This window comes from Rhodococcus sp. MS13, from assembly GCF_013277835.1.
GTDB lineage: Bacteria > Actinomycetota > Actinomycetes > Mycobacteriales > Mycobacteriaceae > Rhodococcus_F > Rhodococcus_F erythropolis.
Genome location: NZ_VBTL01000009.1, coordinates 101,778 through 119,480 on the forward strand (window position 1 = coordinate 101,778; position 17,703 = coordinate 119,480).

Sequence of the window (17,703 nt, forward strand, 5' to 3'; positions counted from 1 at the left end):
TCGGTGTCAAGCGAACTCGTCTGGCGGGCATTCGGGGAGGTCGATCGTCACCACAGCGCCGCCGTTCGGATGGTTCGAGAAGTTGATACGAGCGCCGATGACCGCCGCTTGCCCGACTACGATCGTCAAGCCGAGGCCCAGGCCCGAGTTCGGGCCGCGTTCGACGCAATCGGTCTGAAATCTCTTCGGCCCCTGACGAAGCCACTCTTCAGTGAACCCGCTGCCCCGATCCCGCACCGTGACGCGGGAGTGGTCGACGTCGACATTGATCGGCGGCTTTCCGTGATTTCGAGCATTCAAGATCAGGTTGGCGATGATCCGCTCGAGCCGACGTGCGTCGGTGTGCGACACAGGGGTCCCGTGAACTCTCACTTCGCACTCCACCCCGGTGGTGGAAATCGCGTGGTGAACCACCGGTGCCAGTTCCACCGATTGGATGTCAGCCTGCTCGGACGTGGTGTCGAGGCGGGCCACTTCGATGACGTCCTCGGCAAGCCTCCTGAGTTTATGGACGCCGTCGCGCACCAATTCGGTAGGCCTACCTGGCGGCAGAAGCTCTGCGGCGCCGACCAGTCCGGAGATGGGTGTTCTGAGATCATGCGCGATGTTGGCTGTCACGCGCTTCTCGGCGTCCAATTGTCCCCGCAGCGCATCCGACATTGCGTCGACCGCATCCGCCAGCTCGGTGATCTCGTCGTCGAAAAGCGACCAGGTGACCGATCGGACGCGGATGTTCGCTCCGGTGGACACTTTGCGAGCCGCACGGGCGGCCGAGCGCAATCGATACGACATCGCGAGTCCAAGCAGCACACCCAGGACGGCACCCGCTGCGATCACTGCGATGGTGGCATTGCGAAGTGTCCGATCGACGCTGGCGATCGATTCCCGCTGCGCGGTGTACGGGACGCGAATCGCCACCACCTGAGTGTTGACGTCGGCAGCAGCCCAGACAAATGGCTGGTCCCCGCTGTTGACAAGGTAGGTGGCACGTTTGCCGCCCGCCACGGCCTGACGCAACTCTTCCGGAACGTCGAGACCATCTGTGGTGGCGCGGAACAGCGCACGCATGCTGCCCGTTTCGTCCTGCAACACCAGTTGGAGATTGCGATCAGCTGCCGCCCGCGCTGCATCCTCTTGGTTGTGTGAAAAGGTTTGATGCATCACGGTACTGAGCGTGATCGAGGCGACGGCAATCACGAACGTGATCGCTGCAGCGATCTTCCACTGAAACGACAACCGCCTCCCGGTGGACGGGAGCTTGGCGGCGAGATCCCGCGATCTCACCGATGGTTGTCCATCGTGTAGCCGAACCCCCGGACGGTTCGGATCTGTTCGGAGCCGATCTTCGTGCGCAATCGCTGAACGTGAACGTCGACGATGCGCGTATCGCCGCCCCAGTCGTAATCCCAGACGTCCGAGAGCAGTTCGGAGCGAGACCAGACTTTGCGCGGCACACTCACCATGATCAGGAGCAGCTTCATTTCAGTGGGGGTGAGTGCCACTTCGGCGCCCGAACGCGTGACGGTCACCAACTCGCGATCGATCTCCAGATCGCCGAGAGTCACGATGTCTTTCTCCGTACCGGAATGGGATTCGACCCGCCGGAGCACACTTCGGATACGGGCCACCAGGACACCGCTGTCGAAGGGCTTGGTGACGTAGTCGTCGGCACCGGCTTCCAATCCGAGAACGATGTCGACCGGGTCGTCGCGCGCGGACAGCATGATGACCGGCACCGACAGTTCCTCACGAATGCGTCGGCACAGGCTGATTCCGTTCAGGTCGGGAAGCATCACGTCGAGGACGGCGATATCCGGCTTGGCGTCGACCGCCAAATCCATTCCGGTCAACCCACCCGATGCGGTGATCACCCGAAACCCGTTGCGTTCGAGATTCAATTGCGTTGCTTCGCGGATGACAGCGTCGTCTTCGACCAGCAAAATCAACGGATCGGTCATCGGCCTTCGCTTTCATGGGAACGGAACACTCTCAAACCCTTCACCGGTCCACTTGTATGCAGTCGACGATTGACAGAACTCCGGAATGCCGGGGTCTTTGCACAGGTCGACCATGACCGACAATCCTCCGGTTGAGCCGACGACGTAGCGTCCTGGGTCTTGCACTCCGAAGACTTTGTGAGCGCCCGATTCGTCGATCTGGTAGACGAATCCGGCGACCATGAAGCTGACCGGTGGGGCCGGTCGTCCCCAGATGCCGACAGACTCGCAGGTGAAGACATTGACGACGGCATCTTGCCAAACGGCGTCCGTCACGTGGGAGTACCGGATTTCGAAGGGGAAGTTCGCATCCCCGCACAGTCGGAGACTGTCCTTGACCGCATCGGACACTTCCGGGTCTGCTCTGAGGAGGGCAACAGGATCGATGCTCAAGCCCTGTGAGAGATCCGAGGGGTCGAGTGATGCTGCGATATTCGGAGTGGGTTCTGATTCAGGCTCGGTGGAACAGGAGGCGAGAGCAAACGCGACCGGCAGGCAAAGACCGGCGAGCATCGCGCGGCGACGGCGATCAATCACGGATGAACTCCGTTCCATCCCAGTGGAACTCGGTCCGAAGCGGTGGACGGGGGCAACATTCGAACTCCGGTGGCCGCGGATCCGTTTCCAGGACAGACAAACTCGCGGCGCGTTGACCGCTGACGATGAACTTTCCGCGCTCTTCGACGGAGAACAGGCGCTCACCCAGTTCGGGATTGTCTTCACTCGAACCGGCCTTGCCGCTGCGGTAGACGTAGCCGGCGAGGTTGACCGAAATCGATACTCCGGTCCCGGGTTGGTGGGCCGGTTGGCACGGATACACATTCATGACGACCAGTTCGGTCTCCGGCACGATACGAGGTGCGCCTGGATCGAGAAGGATGGATCCGACAGAGATCGGATACCAGTCCGGGCACGATCGGAGTTCTGTCTTCACGCCTTCCGACACCCCGGGGTCGTCGAGAAGCGCACGGCCCAGCCTCGAATTCTCGGCAACCCGTCTGGCCAGGTCGGCGGGCTGTGTGACGGACAATCCGGTGGAAGCGACATCGCCTTCGATCACAACACCCTGGGTGGACCCGCATCCGGTGATCACGGACGCTCCGACGGCCGCTGTCGCGAGTGCCGTACCGAACAGCCTGCGAGTGCGGCCTGTTCGGCCCTCGCAGATCTCATTCCGATACAACACTTTCCCCTCCCCTGCCGGTGCGAACTGTCTCATCGGCATGCGCACTTTTCATAGGATCACACGTGATCTCGATATCGGCGTTTCGCCACCCACCGTTACGTAATCGTATGAATGTCGGGACCGTTGAGAGTTGGTACGCGACCGCCGGAATTCTGTTACGAAACCGATGGAATCAGGCTTTTAGAGTGAGTCACGTCGATGTTCGCCATTTGAGGTGAACGGACCCGAATTTCTGTATCGAGGAGCGTGAGAGCACATGCCTGATGTTTTGCTGACCAACAAGTCTCGGCGCCTGCGAGTGTTTCTTGCCGTACTGACGATCGGAAGCGCGTGCGCCATGACCGCGTGTTCGAGTGAAGACACCACTGCACCTGAAAACGGTTCGACGGCTACGTCAGTGGTCGCGGCGTCCGCGACCACACCCCCGCTGACCACGGTGGCACCTACGTCGGAGACAGTCGAAAATTCGAATTCGGCCGGCAGCGCGGACGAATCCACCCCGGGAGTCCCGGCGGGTGGAGCAGCACCGGCCTGGACGCCGGTCTCGGCCAGCACAGTTGCCCCTGCGGCCCCTGGTCCGGCTACCGGGTCGACCAAGTGCACCGATCAGATCAACTATGCGGGCGATCCTCGTTCGAATGCAGAGATCAACAGCATCGGAGAGCAGATGGGTTCATGCCCGGCCCCGCTCCCATCCGGTGCCGTCGAACCCCCCGAGAAGTGCACTGACCAGATCAACTACGGCGCTGACCCTCGTTCCAACGCCGAGATCAACATCATCGGGGAACAAACCGGGATCTGCCCCGAGCCGATACGCCCCTAGCGAGCTCGAAACCTGAGCAGTAGTCGGGAATTCGACCAAGGGTGGAACCAGGGGGAGATCGGAATGACAAGCAGGGCAGGTGGACGTTCGATCGACGGTGTTGCCGACGATGCGTCCCGAGGGGATCGTGACGCGATTGCGGAACTCCTTCAACGCATCGTGCCTTTGGTGACGCGGCGCTGTCGTGCCGAATTGCGACCGGTCGACGCTGACCGTATTGCCGTCGGAATCTGCCGTTCCGTCCTGGACGATATCCAGCGACGAAGACGCGCCGGAGAAGCGTTCCTCGCGCATCTGTACGACGCGATCAGTCGCGAAATCGATTCGCTACCCGCATCCAGTCGACTCACTCTGCCGTTCGGTGATCTGTCGGCCGTCGAACGCAATGTCTTGGTAGCTCGCATCGTTGTCGGTTTCGACGTGCGCGAGACGGCGCTGTCACTGAGAACAACAACGAGCGCCGTTGAACTCGTCCAACACCGCGCGCTGTCCAAGATCAGACGCGGCAGCCTCAGCGGCGCCTGAGCCAACGCTCGAAAGTCAACAGCTGCAACCCTTCGCAACTCCCGGCAACCTCACGCAACTCTTTCTCTTCGCCCGTGACCTACACGACACTGCATGGCGACGAGTGATCGAGAACGAGGAGTGTGACGGTGGTTCAACGGACGGCGCAGAAGCCGGCAACGTCAGGATCGAAAAAGACCGGGGCCAAGCCTCATTCAGGGCTGGACCGGGATGCATTGCTGAAGGCGTACGAGAAGATGTCGCGCATCCGCGCGTTCGAGGATCGATTGCACGAAGAGAATGCAACCGGTGACATCCCCGGCTTCATTCACCTCTACTCGGGCCAGGAAGCCATCGCAGTGGGAGTGTGCGAGAACCTGAGCGACGCCGACTACATCGGATCCACTCACCGCGGTCACGGGCACTGCATCGCCAAGGGCTGCGATCTGAACGGCATGATGGCCGAGATCTTCGGCAAGGACGACGGCCTGTGTCGCGGTAAGGGTGGGTCGATGCACATCGCCGACCTGTCCGTTGGAATGCTGGGTGCCAATGCGATTGTCGGCGGAGCCCCGTCGTTGGCGATCGGCGCTGCACTGAGTGGCAAGACACTTCGAAACGGCGTCATCGCAGCGTCGTTCACGGGAGACGGTGGATCCAACCAGGGAACCGTCTTCGAGGCGATGAACATGGCTGTGGTGCTGGATCTTCCGATCGTCTTCGTGATCGAGAACAACGGATTCGGTGAAGCAACAGGAACCGACTACGCGGTGGGCGCACCCGACATCGCCGCCCGCGCTGCATCCTTCGGAATGCCTGCCGTCAAGGTGGACGGCACCGACTTCTTCGCGGTCTACGACGCAATGGCGGAAGCATCCGAGCGAGCCAGGACCGGCGGTGGCCCCACCACGATCGAGGCGGCCGCATTCCGTTGGCACGGCCACTTCGAGGGTGACGCGCAGCTGTATCGCACGGCGGAACAGGTTGCGCAACTGCGGGAAACCAAGGATCCGCTCAAGAATTTCCGTAGCAGTGTGGATGCGAAGAAGGTCAGCACCGCTGATCTGGACGCGGTGGACGAGCAGTCGCGAGTGCTGGTGGACGAGGCGGTGGCGAAGGCGCGCGCCGCAGCGTACCCACCAGTCGAAAATCTGCTGACCGATGTCTACGTGTCGTACTGAGGAGCCCGAGATGACAAGCGTGGAAGCCACGAACGTGTCGAAGAAGACCTACCGCGAGGCCGTCAAAGAGGCCATCGCTCAAGAAATGCAACGAGATCCGAGCGTCGTCCTGATCGGTGAGGACGTACGCGGTGGGCATGCCGGTACCAATCCCGATCTGGAGACGAAGAAGATCGAGGCATTCGGCGGTGTCCTGGGTGTCACCAAGGGATTGTGGACGGAGTTCGGATCGGAGCGTGTAATCGATACCCCGATCACCGAATCCGCGATCATCGGAATGGCTGCCGGAGCCGCACTGACCGGACTGAGGCCGGTCGCCGAGCTGATGTTCATGGACTTCTTCGGAGTCTCCTACGACGCGCTCTACAACCAGGCTGCCAAGTTCCGCTACATGTTCGGTGGCAAAGCCAGAACTCCGCTGGTGGTGCGAGGCATGATCGGCGCCGGCTTCTCCGCCGCTGCGCAGCACTCTCAGTCTCCGTACAACGTGTTTGCCGCGGTGCCTGGCCTGAAAGTGGTCGCGCCGTCCAACGCCTACGACGCCAAAGGCCTTCTCATCCAGGCTATCCGGGACGACGATCCTGTTGTGTTCTGTGAGCACAAGGTGCTCTACGACCTCAAGGGCGAGGTGCCGGACGAGCCGTACGCGATTCCGTTCGGCGTCGCCAACTACACCAGGCAGGGCGACGACGTCACGATCATCGCTTTGTCCGCAATGGTGAACCGCGCCAATGACGTAGCGGACAAGCTGGCCGCCGAGGGTATTTCGGTCGAGGTCGTCGATCCTCGTACCGTCTCACCATTGGACGAGGACGGCATCCTCGAATCCGTCGCATCGACCGGACGCGTCGTGATCGTCGACGAATCCGCCGCCCGCTGCGGTTTCGGGCACGACGTGGCCGCGCTGATCGCCACCAAGGGATTCAACTACCTGAAAGCGCCGATCGAACTGATCACGCCGCCACATACTCCGGTTCCGTTCTCACCGACCCTCGAAACTGCCTGGCTGCCTGACGTTGCGCGCATCGAAGAGTCGGTTCGCAAGCTGGTGAGAGCCTGATCATGGCTGACATCAAAGCTATCGACATCCCCAAATGGGGGCTCTCCATGGAGGAGGGGTTGGTCAACGCGTGGCTCATCGAGGAAGGTGACTCGTTCACCAAGGGCCAGTTGATCTGTGAGATCGAGACCAGCAAGATCACCAACGAACTGGAGGCGCCGTTCGACGGTGTTCTCCGCAAGATCGTCGGCATACCGGGGCAGACTCTGCCCGTCGGTGCCGTGATCGGTGTGTCCGCCGATGCGTCCACGACGGATGCGGAGATCGAGCAGTTCCTCGCCGCTCGCGGCGCAACCGCGCCGGCGGAAGAGCCGGCACCCTCACCAGTTGCCGAACCGGAGGCTCCCGCGACACCTACGGCTACACCCGCTGCGAAGGTGGTTGTTGCAGCGAAACCTGCACCAACCGGTTCCACCGTCGTACCGAGTGTTCTGCAGGGCACGACGCAGAGCGACGTGTTTGCGAGTCCTCGAGCACTCCGACGTGCCGAAGCGCTCGGAATCGATCTCGCCGCCGTAGTGGGTACCGGCCCACTCGGGCGGATCAGTGTCCGAGACATCGACGACGCGATTCGTGACGCCGGTGGCACTGTTGCGACAGTAGCGCCGGCCACGAGATCCGGCCTCCCGCTGCGATCAACCGCCGACGACAGTGCCGTGCCTGCCACCCCGGTCGCACGCAGAACTGCCCGATCGCTGGGCGTAAACCTGCACGATTGTCGTCCGACAGGCTCGCGGGGACGCGTCTGCGTCGCCGACGTGCACGACGCCGCTCGTTCCGCGCAGCTCCTGCCAGAAGCGGCGGCTCAGACGGGAACCATTGCCGTCGAACCCGAGTACGACACAATTCCGTTCACGCCCATGCGATCGGCAATCGCCGGCAGGTTGCAGGCGTCCAAGCAGCAGGCTCCCCATTTCCGGCTCACGGCGGATCTCGAGCTCGATGCGCTCCTCGCTCTGCGCAAGGAGATCAATTCGACTGTCCCGGCGGTCAAGCTGTCGGTCAACGACTTCATCGTGAAGGCCTGCGCGGCTGCGCTGATGAAGGTGCCGGACGTGAACGTCCAATTCGATGCCGCGAACGAATCGGTTCTTCGATTCGCGTCGGCGGATGTCTCGGTGGCAGTTGCACTTCCGACCGGGCTGATCACGCCCATCGTGCGTGGCGCGAACACAAAGTCGTTGGCGGACATCTCCGGTGAGGTGCTCTCGTTGGCCACCAAGGCGAAGACCGGCAAACTCCGTCCCGAAGAATTCCAAGGCGGAACATTCACGGTGTCCAACCTCGGCATGTTCGGGATCAAGGCATTCGACGCGATCATCAACCCGCCCCAGGGAGCGATCCTCGCCGTAGGTGCGGGGGAGAAGCGGGCCGTGGTGGTCGGCGACAGTGTTTCCGTCCGGACCGTGATGACCGTGACCCTCTCGTGCGATCACCGGGTGATCGACGGAGCCTTGGGCGCGACCTTCCTTCGGGAGCTCCAGCGCTTTGTCGCTTCTCCCGCGCTGATGTTGGTGTAAGGGGCTGTGGTGGAAAGCAATACGTCGAAGAAGCACGACGTTCTTGTCATCGGTGGTGGCCCCGGTGGTTACGTGGCGGCGATCCGGGCCGCCCAGTTGGGGTTGAACGTTGCGCTGGTAGAACGTGATCGCCTCGGCGGGATCTGCCTCAACTGGGGTTGTATCCCCACCAAAGCGATGCTTCACGGCGCGGACGTCGCGCATACCTTGAGTGAACTCGACAAATACGGATTCAGTTCGGCGTCTGTCCAGTTCGACATCTCGAAGTTGGTGTCGTTCAGCCGAGGGGTTTCGGAGAAATTGTCCGGCGGTGTTGCCTACCTGATGAAGAAGAACGGCGTAGACGTCATCTCAGGCACCGCGAAGTTGGTGGGCAAGGGCGTCGTGTCCGTGGAAGGTCAGACGTATCGAGCCGACCACGTGATCATTGCAACCGGCGCCCGGCCGCGTTCGATTCCCGGGGTTGCCCCCGACGGTGATCGGGTGTGGACCTACTTCGACGCACTCGTCCCGAAGGAACTACCGAAGTCGCTGCTCGTGATCGGGTCCGGCGCGATCGGAGTCGAATTCGCCAGCCTGTACCGCGATCTCGGCACCGAGGTGACCATCGTCGAGATGGCACCACACATCATGCCGGTCGAGGACGAAGAGATTTCGGCGTTCGTTCGCAAGCAGTTCGACAAGCGTGGCATCACGATTCACACCGGAGCCTCGGTGTCGGCGGTGACCGTCGGCGCCGACGCCGTCGAAGTGAACGTGCAGACGAGCGACGGTGTCCAGGCGGTGACCGTGGACCGGGTGTTGGTGGCTGCCGGGATCACCGGCAACGTCGAGGATCTGGGGTTGGAGGCTCTGGGCGTCGAGATCGAGCGCGGTGCGATCGTCACCGACCAGTGGTGCCGTACCAGTGCCTTCGGGATCTACGCGATCGGTGACGTCGCGGGCGCTCCATGTTTGGCGCACAAGGCAAGTCACGAAGCTGTCCTGTGCGTCGAAAAGCTGGCAGGCGTGCCCGATGTTCATCCGCTCGATCGCGACTACGTTCCGGGATGCACGTATGCCCGCCCGCAGGTGGCGAGTCTGGGTCTGACGGAGAAGCAGTGCGCCGGTACTGGTCGCACGCTGCGGGTCGGATACTTCGACCTGCAGGCGAACGGCAAGGCATTGGCGATCGGCGAGGCCGAAGGCTTCGTCAAGACGATCTTCGACGCCGATACCGGGGAACTGCTCGGCGCGCACATGGTCGGTCCGGATGTGACCGAGCAGATCCAGGGTTTCGGTATCGCCCGATCCCTCGAAGCCACCGGCGATGATCTCGCCGAGGTCGTGTTTGCTCATCCGACGCTCTCGGAGGCAATGCACGAGTCTGTGCTCTCGGCGCTGGGGAGACCCCTCAACGCATGAGCACAGTCCGCGTGCGTGAACGCCGTCCTACGTTCACGCACGCGGACAACTCTGCAACCGGGTGCAACGCTCGCTTTCGATGACCCCATCACATAGGACTGGAGTGTGATCGGCGCAACGAATCGACTCGAACCGGCCCTGGGTAGTGGTGAAGACCCGGCGCAGTACGCACGTGTTCTCGAATCCGTGTACGAAGCAACGATGTCCGGGCGCAAACCGCCCGCGCGCCCGCGCTCCGTGATCGCCGATTCGTGGTCGCGTCTGCGCGCCCTCGGTCTCGATCCGGAGCGGTGTTCGATCACGAAGACCACTCGTGCCTCGGAGATCGAAGAGAGTCGGGGTGCGGCCGGAATGACGGAGATCTTCGACGAGGCGGTACGCGGTCTGGCACCGCTCGTCGGCCCGGACGACGCGAATTTGATAGTGGTGGCGGACCGACAGGGTCGCATCCTCTGGCGCCACGGGCCCGGTCGAATGCTGGATCGGGCCGAACGCCTCGGGATGATCGAGGGTGCGTCGTGGACCGAGGAAGCTGTCGGTACCAACGGGATCGGTACTTCGTTGGCATCAGGTTCGGCAGTGCAGGTGTTCTCGGCCGAGCACTACTCGCGCTCGCAGCATCCATGGACTTGCTCCGGGGCGACGGTTCGGGATCCGCGTAGTCGCCGGGCGCTCGCCGTCGTCAACGTCGCCGGCGCCGCAGGCACTGTCCACCCGTCGACTCTCGCTTTGGTGGACAGTGTGGCCAGGCTGGCGGAATCCGCACTGCGGGAGAAGCATCGAATCGGATTGGATCGGCTTCGGATGATCTCGGCGTCGACGCTGGCTCGCGCGAGTCAGCCGACAATGGTTGTGGACCGTAGTGGCTGGGTTGCTGCGGTGGACTCGATGGCGCCGATCTACCGAATTGCACTACCGAAAGCGATGAGCAGCGGCGAGCATTGGCTCCCGTCACTCGGATTGTGTATGTGCGAGCCACTGCCGGGCGGCTGGCTCATCCGTCCTCAGGTGAACCCGGCGTCTGGAAATGTCTGTGCCGAAGTCGAATTGGACCTGCGAGATTCGAATGCGATGGAACTGCGGTACTCCTCGGACTTGGGAGGTTGGAGTATCGACCTCAGCCCGCGCCATTCGCAGATCCTCCTGGCTCTGACACAGGCGCCCGAGGGCCTCACGGCCTCGCAGCTCGCCTCAGAGTTGTTCGGCGATCCGCGCAAGACGGTGACCGTCCGGGCCGAGATGTCGAGGTTGCGTAAGCGATTGGCTGGAATCGTGCTGGCTCAGCCCTATCGCTTCGACCCGGCGGTGCGGGTAAAGACCGTCCCTGCTGTGCGCCTTTATTAACCGCGGGGGGTTAATAAAGGCGCACAGCAGAGCGGCGCGAACGCCGCACCTGCGCATACTCGTAGCCGTTCTGCCAGGTCACGGTGGCCACCAGCACCCAGATGATCCACGTGGCGCTCATGTGCGTGCCGACAATGCCCATGACGATGGGGACGGCCGTGCAGGGGAGCGCCCAGCCGAGCAGCCACCGTCGATCCGATCGCGCAAACAGCCCCGCCACGGTGCTGATTCCGAAATAGACTGCGATGCTTCCGCACAACAACCACCGTAGGTTCGCGGGTGTGTGTTCCGCGCCGTGTTCGGTGGCAGCTCCGAGTCCTGCGACCAGAACCGCGATAGCGCCGGTGGTGAAACAGTGCAGTGCCATGTCGATGCGAGCGGGAAACTTCTCGGGCTGCAGGTGCGGAACACCGGCGTGGCCGTAGAGAAGCGAGAGTGCCCACATACCCGAGAGCAGGACAAACGATCCGACTGCGAGGCTGACGACCGTGGAGTCCCAGGTGAGCTTCGAGGCCGCCGAGATCACGAGGATCACACCCTCACCCAGCACGATGATGACGTACAGGCCCAGCCGCTCGGCAAGATGAGCCCGATCGGAGTGCAGGGCTTCGAGTTCGGGCATCCGGTCGTCCTTGAACCCGCGAACCTTGATGATGCGGTCGAGCTTTTCCTGCGCGTCTTCCATGATCGCGCTGCCGGAGACGACGAACATGATCAGCAGGTCGATAGTCACGCCGGCGGTCCAGAGCCAGAAACGAGTTTCGCCCTCGAACCAGAACGAGACGATCCACGGGATCACACCGAGAGACATCTGGGCGATCGGCCAGTCCACTACTATCTGGCCGTTGTGCCACACCCGACTCGCCAGCAGGCGTACGGCCACGTAGGCGACAGCGAAGGCCAGCGCATGGTTGTCGTGGATGCCGGCCACGGCCGCCATCATGACTGCCAGTCCGAACATGGCGATCAGCATGCTCGGGATTCGGACGCGGTCGCCGGCAACGTTGCCGTACATCGTGAACGTCGCCCATGCGGTCCAGAACGCGAGATAGAGCAAGGCGTAGAGCGCGACATCCGACCACGACGGCGAACCGTGGAGCAGGTGAGCCAGCTGACCGATACCGGCTACCACGACCAGGTCGAAGAACAATTCGATCCATGACGCGTGTCGCTCGAGCACCGCCTTCTGCTTCGAGTCTGGTTCATTTCCGAGTTCCGACATAGAGCTCAGTATCGGTTATCGGCATCAACAGTGCTGGTAGGCAGCGAAGTTGTCCGTTTTTTCGAAGTTGTGCTGATGCTGTCCGCGCTCACGCGCGCGCCGTCCGGGAGGGGCATGCGAAGGCGCAACTCGACGCCGTCGACCACATGACGAAGAAGAACACACAAGAGTTGGCAGACAAGGGCTGACGTCGTGAACGATCCACAGGGCAACAGGGCGTTGTGTTTTCGAGAAGCCATGGACACGTGTGCTCACCGAGACTGCCGGACGCTCCCATCTGGATCGCATGCACCGTCGATGCCGTCGTGGACGGTGGTGATCACAAGATCGTGACAGGATCGGTGGACGACGCCTGGCACTGCGAGGCGAATCCACTGACCTATCACCGGCGTGTATTCGGTACGCACTCACCGTCGTGAGTGATCCACGAAAGGAAAGCCATGTATGTACTGGTGGACAACGGCCGCGTCAGCGTCCGCGATGTGGACAACCTGAAGGCCTTTCACGTCGAGGTGACCGGCGACATCGCCGATTCCGAACTGGACGAGCTCTTGCGCCTTCGGAATTACGGATACGTCAGCGGTGGTAGTGCATTCATCTCGGTAGCCCGTGTTCGCGAGAACACCACGGACGTCGACGGAGTGGCGGCGATGGTCGACTACGCCCAAAGCAAGGGCTGGGTCGACGACGACGGTGAAGCGTTGCGGGCGCACATCGTTCGCCGGCAGTGAACGCTCAGACCATGTCGTTCTTCTGCAGCCATCGCAGGGTCGGCCAGCCGCAGAACACCGGGAGCCAGCAGGTCAGGACTCGGTAGAGCAGAACCGACGGCACAGCGATGCTTGCCGGCAATCCGAACGCGGACAGGCCACCGATGAGGGCGGCCTCGACGGCTCCGACGCCACCCGGTGTCGGAGCTGCCGAGGCGAGGGTTCCACCGATCATCGTCACGATGGTGACGGTGATGAACGTGGTTCCGCCGCCGAATGCCTCGACGCTTGCCCACAGAGCCAGGGCGGCACCGAGAGTTGTTGCAGCGCTGCCGCCCACGATGATGAGGAATCGGGTCGGGTTTCGTGCAAGTTGGCTCAGTTCACCCAACACCTCGGTGATCTGAGGACGCAGATCGTCGCGCAGCCACCCACGAAGTTTCGGAATGAACATGAATGCACCGAGAACTCCGAGCGCGACGCCACCCGCCAGATACAGAACAGTGGATCCCGGGATGAAGTGCGAGAGGTTTGTATCGCGTCCGGCGACGATCGAGAAGAAGATCAGCAAGCCGACGTGGGTGACCACCTGAACCGTCTGTTGAAGCGCGACTGCGGCCGTTGCACGGACGGTACCGAGCCCGCCCTTCTGCAGGAACCGCACACTCAGGGCGAGCCCGCCGACTCCGGCCGGAGTTGTCGTCGCGGCAAAGGTGTTGGCTACCTGCATGATCAGGAGGTTGCGGTAACTGACCATCGACGACGCACAGGCCCACAGAGCTGCTGCCGCGCCGACGTACGTCAGTGCGGAGACGCCGAGGCCGAGCAGTGCCCACCACCAGTTGGCTGTCTTCAACTCCGTGATGAATGCGGGTACCTGGCTGATGAAGGGATAGGCGACGTAGACCAAGCCGATGAGCAGAACGAGCTGGATCAGTTGATTGCGACTGAATCGGGTGACCTGTGCGGGAGCGACCTTTTCGATCCCGTTCTTCGCGCCGACCTCGTCTCGGATCTCGGTCATCAATTTTGCGGAATCCTCGGCGGTCCGCCGAATTCGGTTGGGCAACGCCGAGGTGGTCAATCGGCCGGAGGCAGCGAGAATCGTGTCTGCGCCTTGCGCACGAATCGCGGCGTCCACCGCTGCGTCGACGCCGAACAGTGATGCGGTGGCAAAAAGAAGTTGGGCGTTGTCGGACTGCATCTGAACTTCGGTGGCGCCGAATTCGGAGTACGCGTAGCCGCCGAAGAGGATCGTTCCGCCCTCGACGCGAATCTCGGAAGCGCGCAGGTCACCGTGCGCCATCTGATGTACGTGAATGGTGTGCAGTGTTTGCCACAACGCGTCGATCAGTTTGGAGGATTCTTCCTCGTCCGCCTGGTTTTCGACGGCGACGGCAAGTGGGATACCGCGAGGGCTCGGGCGGGCGTACATCTCCCATCCGCGATCGAGCACCGAGATGGCGACGGCTTTGGAACTGGCCAGACCGATGTCGGCGAACGCGATACCCATCAGCGCGCGATGTTCGACGGCGCGCCGAAGCGATCCGTAAGGGGGAGGAGTTTCACGGTTCCGGAACGAGATCCAGCGGAACGTCTGTCGAATTGCTCCGCTGCTTCGCTGGTTCTGTCCGTACAACTCGACAATCAGTTCGTCGAACGGTTCGTCGTCCGGAGCCTTGTCGATGTCGGCGGACATGACCAGCGGGCCGATTCCCGAAGGACTCACGACGCGGAAAGCGGTGACGCGGTAACCACGCCGCGCGAGCACGCGTACTGCAGAGTCCAACGGCACTTCGAGGGCAGGTGTGCCGACGGCAAGAACGATCACCGCGCCGATCAGATATCCGACGGCGAGACCCAGCATCGATCGGGCGGGAACGATCGAGCTGACGATCAGGTGAATGGGCGCAAACAGCAGAAGCAGCGTCCACCAGGCTCGTCGCCACTTTTTCGGTAGCCACGGACCCGAGACGGTGAGCACCGCCGCGAGCATCGCAATCCACCGCGGATCGTCGAGAAATTGGGACAGGAACGTGGCGTCGAGTCGGTCAGGGACGTCGAGGTGCCACTTGGGTGCGGCGAGTCCTGTACCGGTGAACGACAGCGCGAGTCCGGCGCACAGGCCGGCAGCGGCGTATCCGGCCAGCAACTTCCATCGGCGCCCCACGATGAGCCCGATCAGAATGGCAAACGGTAGCGCCAGGATTGCGATGCCGTAGAGGAGGTACACAGTGTCGGACAGGCTCGGCGACAGCACTCCGACGATGTTGGACACCGATGTTTCGAGGGCGTCCCACTGACTTCGGGTGATCAGAGAACCCGCGATGACGCCGCCGAGCAGCACGGCAGCGATCGCGACCCGCATGATATCGCTCGTACGGCGGTGCAGTGGTGGCAGGAGGCTTCCCGTTACCGGGATCTCCCGTCCGTCTACTCGCATCTCGCCAGAACTCTCTTCTCTCGGGGGTTACCGACCGTCTCAGTTACCTCGATCAAGGTACCGCGTGGGGGTTCGGCGCCTGGGAAGCCGGACCTGTCGTTACCTCCTCGATGCCAAGCAACATTCGCTTCGGCCCCGCGGCGGAGGGCTTCGGCGCGTAAAATTCACTTTCCGGACGTTCGTTCATTTCGACGACAGGGAGTGCGTATTCATGAGTCCCGACGCCAGCGGTGTGGACGGTCGGGTTCCTGACCTGCCGACCCCGTCGACCAGAATTTCCGTCACCGAGGACTATGCGGCCGAGATCGACGAGCTCTCGAGTCTCAAGCACAAGCTCGGCGGACTCGAGCCCTCAGAGTTCGCGGATGCCTGGAAGCAGGGCTACCCGTACGAGAAGAAGATGTCGCGCCGCGAGTACGAGCGGAAGAAGCGGCGTCTGCAGATCGAGTTGCTCAAGCTGCAGCTGTGGGTCAAGGAAACCGGGCAGAAAGTGCTCATCATCTTCGAAGGTCGCGATGCTGCCGGTAAGGGCGGGTCGATCAAGAGGTTCACCGAGCATCTCAATCCTCGTGGTGCCCGGGTCGTCGCGCTCGAGAAGCCCACAGACATCGAGCGAACGCAGTGGTACTTCCAGAGGTATGTCGCACACCTACCCAGCGGCGGCGAGATCGTGATGATGGACCGGTCCTGGTACAACCGCGCCGGTGTCGAACGAGTGATGGGTTACTGCACGCCGACTCAGTACCTCGAGTTCATGAGAGAGACCCCGGACTTCGAGCGGATGCTCGTCAACTCCGGGATCCATCTGCACAAGCTGTGGTTCTCGGTCAGCCGGGAAGAGCAGTTGGCGCGATTCGCAGCCCGTCGAACAGACCCGGTGCGTCAGTGGAAGCTCTCACCGACTGATCTGGCTTCGCTCGACAAGTGGGACGACTACACGCAGGCCAAGGAAGCGATGTTCTTCTACACCGATACCGGGGATGCGCCCTGGACGGTGATCAAGAGCAACGACAAGAAGCGCGCCCGCCTCGAAGCGATGCGTCACGTGCTCGCCAGCTTCGACTATCCCAACAAGGATCACCGGGCAGTCGGTACTCCGGATCCCTTGATCGTCGGGCCTGCTTCGGCCGTATTCGAAGAGGGCGAGCACGTGAACGTGGAGTTGCCTCAGCTCTAGCGCAGATGATCGCTCAGATCGAACTGGCCTCTGCCCACAGATTGATGCCGCTGTCCTTTGCGTGCTGATCTATGGAGGCCAGTTCGGCTGCGCTGAATTCGAGATTGTCGAGCGCGCCGACGTTGGCTTCGAGTTGGGCGACGCTGGATGCACCGATCAATACCGAGGTGACCCGCGAATCGCGGAGTGCCCAACTCAGTGCCAGCTGAGCCAGCGACTGGCCGCGGTCTGCCGCGATGTCGTTGAGCGCGCGGATGTGGGTGAGAGCGTCGTCGGTCAACCACGACGGATCGAGTGACTTACCTTGGGCGGCCCGAGAATTCTCGGGGACGCCGTTCAGATACCGGTCGGTGAGCATGCCTTGCGCGAGCGGTGAGAACGCGATGACGCCCACGCCGAGATCGTCGACAGCCGAAAGCAGGTCCTGCTCGATCCACCGATTCAGCATCGAATAGCTCGGCTGGTGGATCAACAAGGGGACCCCCGCAGCGGCGAGCAGTGCGGCGATTTCACGGGTGCGCTCCGGCGAATACGAACTGATACCCGCGTACAGCGCCTTGCCCTGCTGGACGGCACTGATCAGCGCGCCTGCGGTCTCGTCGATCGGAGTTTCGGCGTCGGGGCGATGGCTGTAGAAGATGTCGACGTAATCGACTCCGAGTCGGCCGAGTGACTGGTCGAGGGATGACAGCAAGTACTTGCGGGAACCGCCGAACCCGTAAGGGCCGGGCCACATGTCCCACCCGGCCTTCGACGAGATGACCAATTCCTCGCGGTACGAAGAGAAATCCTCACGCAGGATCCTGCCGAAGTTCGTCTCGGCGCTTCCGTACGGCGGCCCGTAGTTGTTGGCCAGATCGAAGTGCGTGATTCCGAGATCGAATGCCCGCCGCAGGACTGCGCGCTGGTTCTCGATCGGTACGTCGTCGCCGAAGTTGTGCCAGAGCCCGAGCGAGATCGCCGGGAGTTTGAGACCGCTCCGACCGGTTCGGCGGTAGGGCATGGCTTCGTAGCGGTCCTGCGCGGCGACGTACTGATCGGACATGGTGCCTGCCTTCACATCGTTGTGGTTGAGCATTTACTCCCGACCATTATCGCCGACGGCATTCAGGTGTGCTGAACACTCGGGCGG

17 protein-coding genes are annotated in these 17,703 nt (G+C 62.2%); 10 read left to right on the top strand and 7 right to left on the bottom strand.

Annotation, left to right across the window (positions count from 1 at the left end; translation table 11 throughout):
* Nucleotides 1-6 precede the first annotated feature (6 nt).
* From FEZ59_RS17915 to FEZ59_RS17930, 4 genes are read right to left on the bottom strand one after another with little or no spacing between them, the layout of a single operon-like run.
* Nucleotides 7-1,284 carry an ATP-binding protein gene (locus tag FEZ59_RS17915; protein WP_172932970.1) on the bottom strand — a complete coding sequence of 426 codons (1,278 nt, stop codon included), beginning with the start codon at nucleotides 1,282-1,284 and terminating at the stop codon, nucleotides 7-9.
* Nucleotides 1,281-1,958, bottom strand: a complete 678-nt coding sequence (locus FEZ59_RS17920) for a response regulator transcription factor (RefSeq protein WP_172932971.1) — start codon at nucleotides 1,956-1,958, stop codon at nucleotides 1,281-1,283. The genes FEZ59_RS17915 and FEZ59_RS17920 overlap by 4 nt, the downstream gene beginning before the upstream one ends.
* A 12-nt stretch (nucleotides 1,959-1,970) precedes the next feature.
* Nucleotides 1,971-2,534, bottom strand: coding sequence for a hypothetical protein (locus tag FEZ59_RS17925; RefSeq protein ID WP_020970477.1), 564 nt, complete (start codon nucleotides 2,532-2,534; stop codon nucleotides 1,971-1,973).
* Complete coding sequence (locus FEZ59_RS17930) at nucleotides 2,527-3,183, bottom strand: hypothetical protein (protein ID WP_020970476.1); 657 nt, start codon at nucleotides 3,181-3,183, stop codon at nucleotides 2,527-2,529. Before FEZ59_RS17930 ends, FEZ59_RS17925 begins: the two co-directional genes overlap by 8 nt.
* 256 nt (nucleotides 3,184-3,439) lie before the next feature.
* On the opposite strand from FEZ59_RS17930, the gene FEZ59_RS17935 reads away from it, so the two are divergent.
* The 7 genes from FEZ59_RS17935 to FEZ59_RS17965 all read left to right on the top strand — a co-directional run bounded on the left by FEZ59_RS17935 (nucleotide 3,440) and on the right by FEZ59_RS17965 (nucleotide 11,019).
* Nucleotides 3,440-4,006 (top strand): hypothetical protein, encoded by a 567-nt coding sequence (locus FEZ59_RS17935; RefSeq protein ID WP_020970475.1) that lies wholly within the window; start codon nucleotides 3,440-3,442, stop codon nucleotides 4,004-4,006.
* A 63-nt stretch (nucleotides 4,007-4,069) separates the two neighbouring features.
* Nucleotides 4,070-4,531, top strand: coding sequence for an RNA polymerase subunit sigma (locus FEZ59_RS17940; protein WP_134999140.1), 462 nt, complete (start codon nucleotides 4,070-4,072; stop codon nucleotides 4,529-4,531).
* A 236-nt stretch (nucleotides 4,532-4,767) separates the two neighbouring features.
* The gene (locus tag FEZ59_RS17945; protein WP_044479496.1) at nucleotides 4,768-5,691 is read left to right on the top strand and encodes a thiamine pyrophosphate-dependent dehydrogenase E1 component subunit alpha; all 924 of its coding nucleotides are present in this window, start codon (nucleotides 4,768-4,770) and stop codon (nucleotides 5,689-5,691) included.
* Between the two features lie 10 nt (nucleotides 5,692-5,701).
* Nucleotides 5,702-6,751, top strand: coding sequence for an alpha-ketoacid dehydrogenase subunit beta (locus FEZ59_RS17950; RefSeq protein ID WP_020970473.1), 1,050 nt, complete (start codon nucleotides 5,702-5,704; stop codon nucleotides 6,749-6,751).
* Nucleotides 6,752-6,753: 2 nt separating this feature from the next.
* On the top strand, nucleotides 6,754-8,271 hold the full coding sequence (locus FEZ59_RS17955; protein ID WP_172932972.1) for a 2-oxo acid dehydrogenase subunit E2: 1,518 nt from the start codon (nucleotides 6,754-6,756) through the stop codon (nucleotides 8,269-8,271).
* A gap of 6 nt (nucleotides 8,272-8,277) precedes the next feature.
* Nucleotides 8,278-9,675 (top strand): dihydrolipoyl dehydrogenase, encoded by a 1,398-nt coding sequence (gene lpdA, locus FEZ59_RS17960; protein ID WP_021332228.1) that lies wholly within the window; start codon nucleotides 8,278-8,280, stop codon nucleotides 9,673-9,675.
* A 105-nt stretch (nucleotides 9,676-9,780) separates the two neighbouring features.
* A complete protein-coding gene (locus FEZ59_RS17965) occupies nucleotides 9,781-11,019 on the top strand; it encodes a helix-turn-helix domain-containing protein (protein WP_021332229.1) in 1,239 nt (412 codons plus the stop codon).
* A gap of 10 nt (nucleotides 11,020-11,029) precedes the next feature.
* Here FEZ59_RS17965 and FEZ59_RS17970 read toward each other — a convergent pair whose 3' ends face one another.
* Nucleotides 11,030-12,241: a low temperature requirement protein A gene (locus FEZ59_RS17970; RefSeq protein ID WP_113683277.1), complete on the bottom strand. Its 1,212-nt coding sequence runs from the start codon at nucleotides 12,239-12,241 to the stop codon at nucleotides 11,030-11,032.
* A gap of 221 nt (nucleotides 12,242-12,462) precedes the next feature.
* Between FEZ59_RS17970 and FEZ59_RS17975 the strand changes: the two genes are divergently transcribed.
* Together FEZ59_RS17975 and FEZ59_RS17980 are read left to right on the top strand one after the other, a co-directional pair.
* The gene (locus FEZ59_RS17975; protein WP_134999141.1) at nucleotides 12,463-12,660 is read left to right on the top strand and encodes a flavin reductase; all 198 of its coding nucleotides are present in this window, start codon (nucleotides 12,463-12,465) and stop codon (nucleotides 12,658-12,660) included.
* A gap of 21 nt (nucleotides 12,661-12,681) precedes the next feature.
* Complete coding sequence (locus tag FEZ59_RS17980; RefSeq protein ID WP_134999142.1) at nucleotides 12,682-12,972, top strand: hypothetical protein; 291 nt, start codon at nucleotides 12,682-12,684, stop codon at nucleotides 12,970-12,972.
* A gap of 4 nt (nucleotides 12,973-12,976) precedes the next feature.
* Here the strand turns inward: FEZ59_RS17980 and FEZ59_RS17985 are convergent, their stop codons facing one another.
* On the bottom strand, nucleotides 12,977-15,394 hold the full coding sequence (locus FEZ59_RS17985) for a lysylphosphatidylglycerol synthase transmembrane domain-containing protein (RefSeq protein ID WP_019744892.1): 2,418 nt from the start codon (nucleotides 15,392-15,394) through the stop codon (nucleotides 12,977-12,979).
* A 211-nt stretch (nucleotides 15,395-15,605) separates the two neighbouring features.
* Here FEZ59_RS17985 and ppk2 point away from each other — a divergent pair, with 211 nt between their 5' ends.
* Entirely contained in the window at nucleotides 15,606-16,571 is a 966-nt protein-coding gene (gene ppk2 / locus FEZ59_RS17990; protein ID WP_047889565.1) for a polyphosphate kinase 2, read from the top strand.
* A gap of 13 nt (nucleotides 16,572-16,584) precedes the next feature.
* Here the strand turns inward: ppk2 and mgrA are convergent, their stop codons facing one another.
* Entirely contained in the window at nucleotides 16,585-17,616 is a 1,032-nt protein-coding gene (gene mgrA / locus FEZ59_RS17995) for an L-glyceraldehyde 3-phosphate reductase (RefSeq protein ID WP_070796082.1), read from the bottom strand.
* Nucleotides 17,617-17,703 lie beyond the last annotated feature (87 nt).

Bases quoted from the DNA above. Each gene is read 5' to 3' on its own strand.
- FEZ59_RS17920 (WP_172932971.1), bottom strand. From the start codon at position 1,958: ATGACCGATCCGTTGATTTTGCTGGTCGAAGACGACGCTGTCATCCGC.
- FEZ59_RS17935 (WP_020970475.1), top strand. From the start codon at position 3,440: ATGCCTGATGTTTTGCTGACCAACAAGTCTCGGCGCCTGCGAGTGTTT.
- FEZ59_RS17940 (WP_134999140.1), top strand. From the start codon at position 4,070: ATGACAAGCAGGGCAGGTGGACGTTCGATCGACGGTGTTGCCGACGAT.
- FEZ59_RS17945 (WP_044479496.1), top strand. From the start codon at position 4,768: ATGTCGCGCATCCGCGCGTTCGAGGATCGATTGCACGAAGAGAATGCA.
- FEZ59_RS17950 (WP_020970473.1), top strand. From the start codon at position 5,702: ATGACAAGCGTGGAAGCCACGAACGTGTCGAAGAAGACCTACCGCGAG.
- FEZ59_RS17955 (WP_172932972.1), top strand. From the start codon at position 6,754: ATGGCTGACATCAAAGCTATCGACATCCCCAAATGGGGGCTCTCCATG.
- FEZ59_RS17970 (WP_113683277.1), bottom strand. From the start codon at position 12,241: ATGTCGGAACTCGGAAATGAACCAGACTCGAAGCAGAAGGCGGTGCTC.
- FEZ59_RS17980 (WP_134999142.1), top strand. From the start codon at position 12,682: ATGTATGTACTGGTGGACAACGGCCGCGTCAGCGTCCGCGATGTGGAC.
- FEZ59_RS17985 (WP_019744892.1), bottom strand. From the start codon at position 15,394: ATGCGAGTAGACGGACGGGAGATCCCGGTAACGGGAAGCCTCCTGCCA.
- ppk2 (WP_047889565.1), top strand. From the start codon at position 15,606: ATGAGTCCCGACGCCAGCGGTGTGGACGGTCGGGTTCCTGACCTGCCG.
- mgrA (WP_070796082.1), bottom strand. From the start codon at position 17,616: ATGTCCGATCAGTACGTCGCCGCGCAGGACCGCTACGAAGCCATGCCC.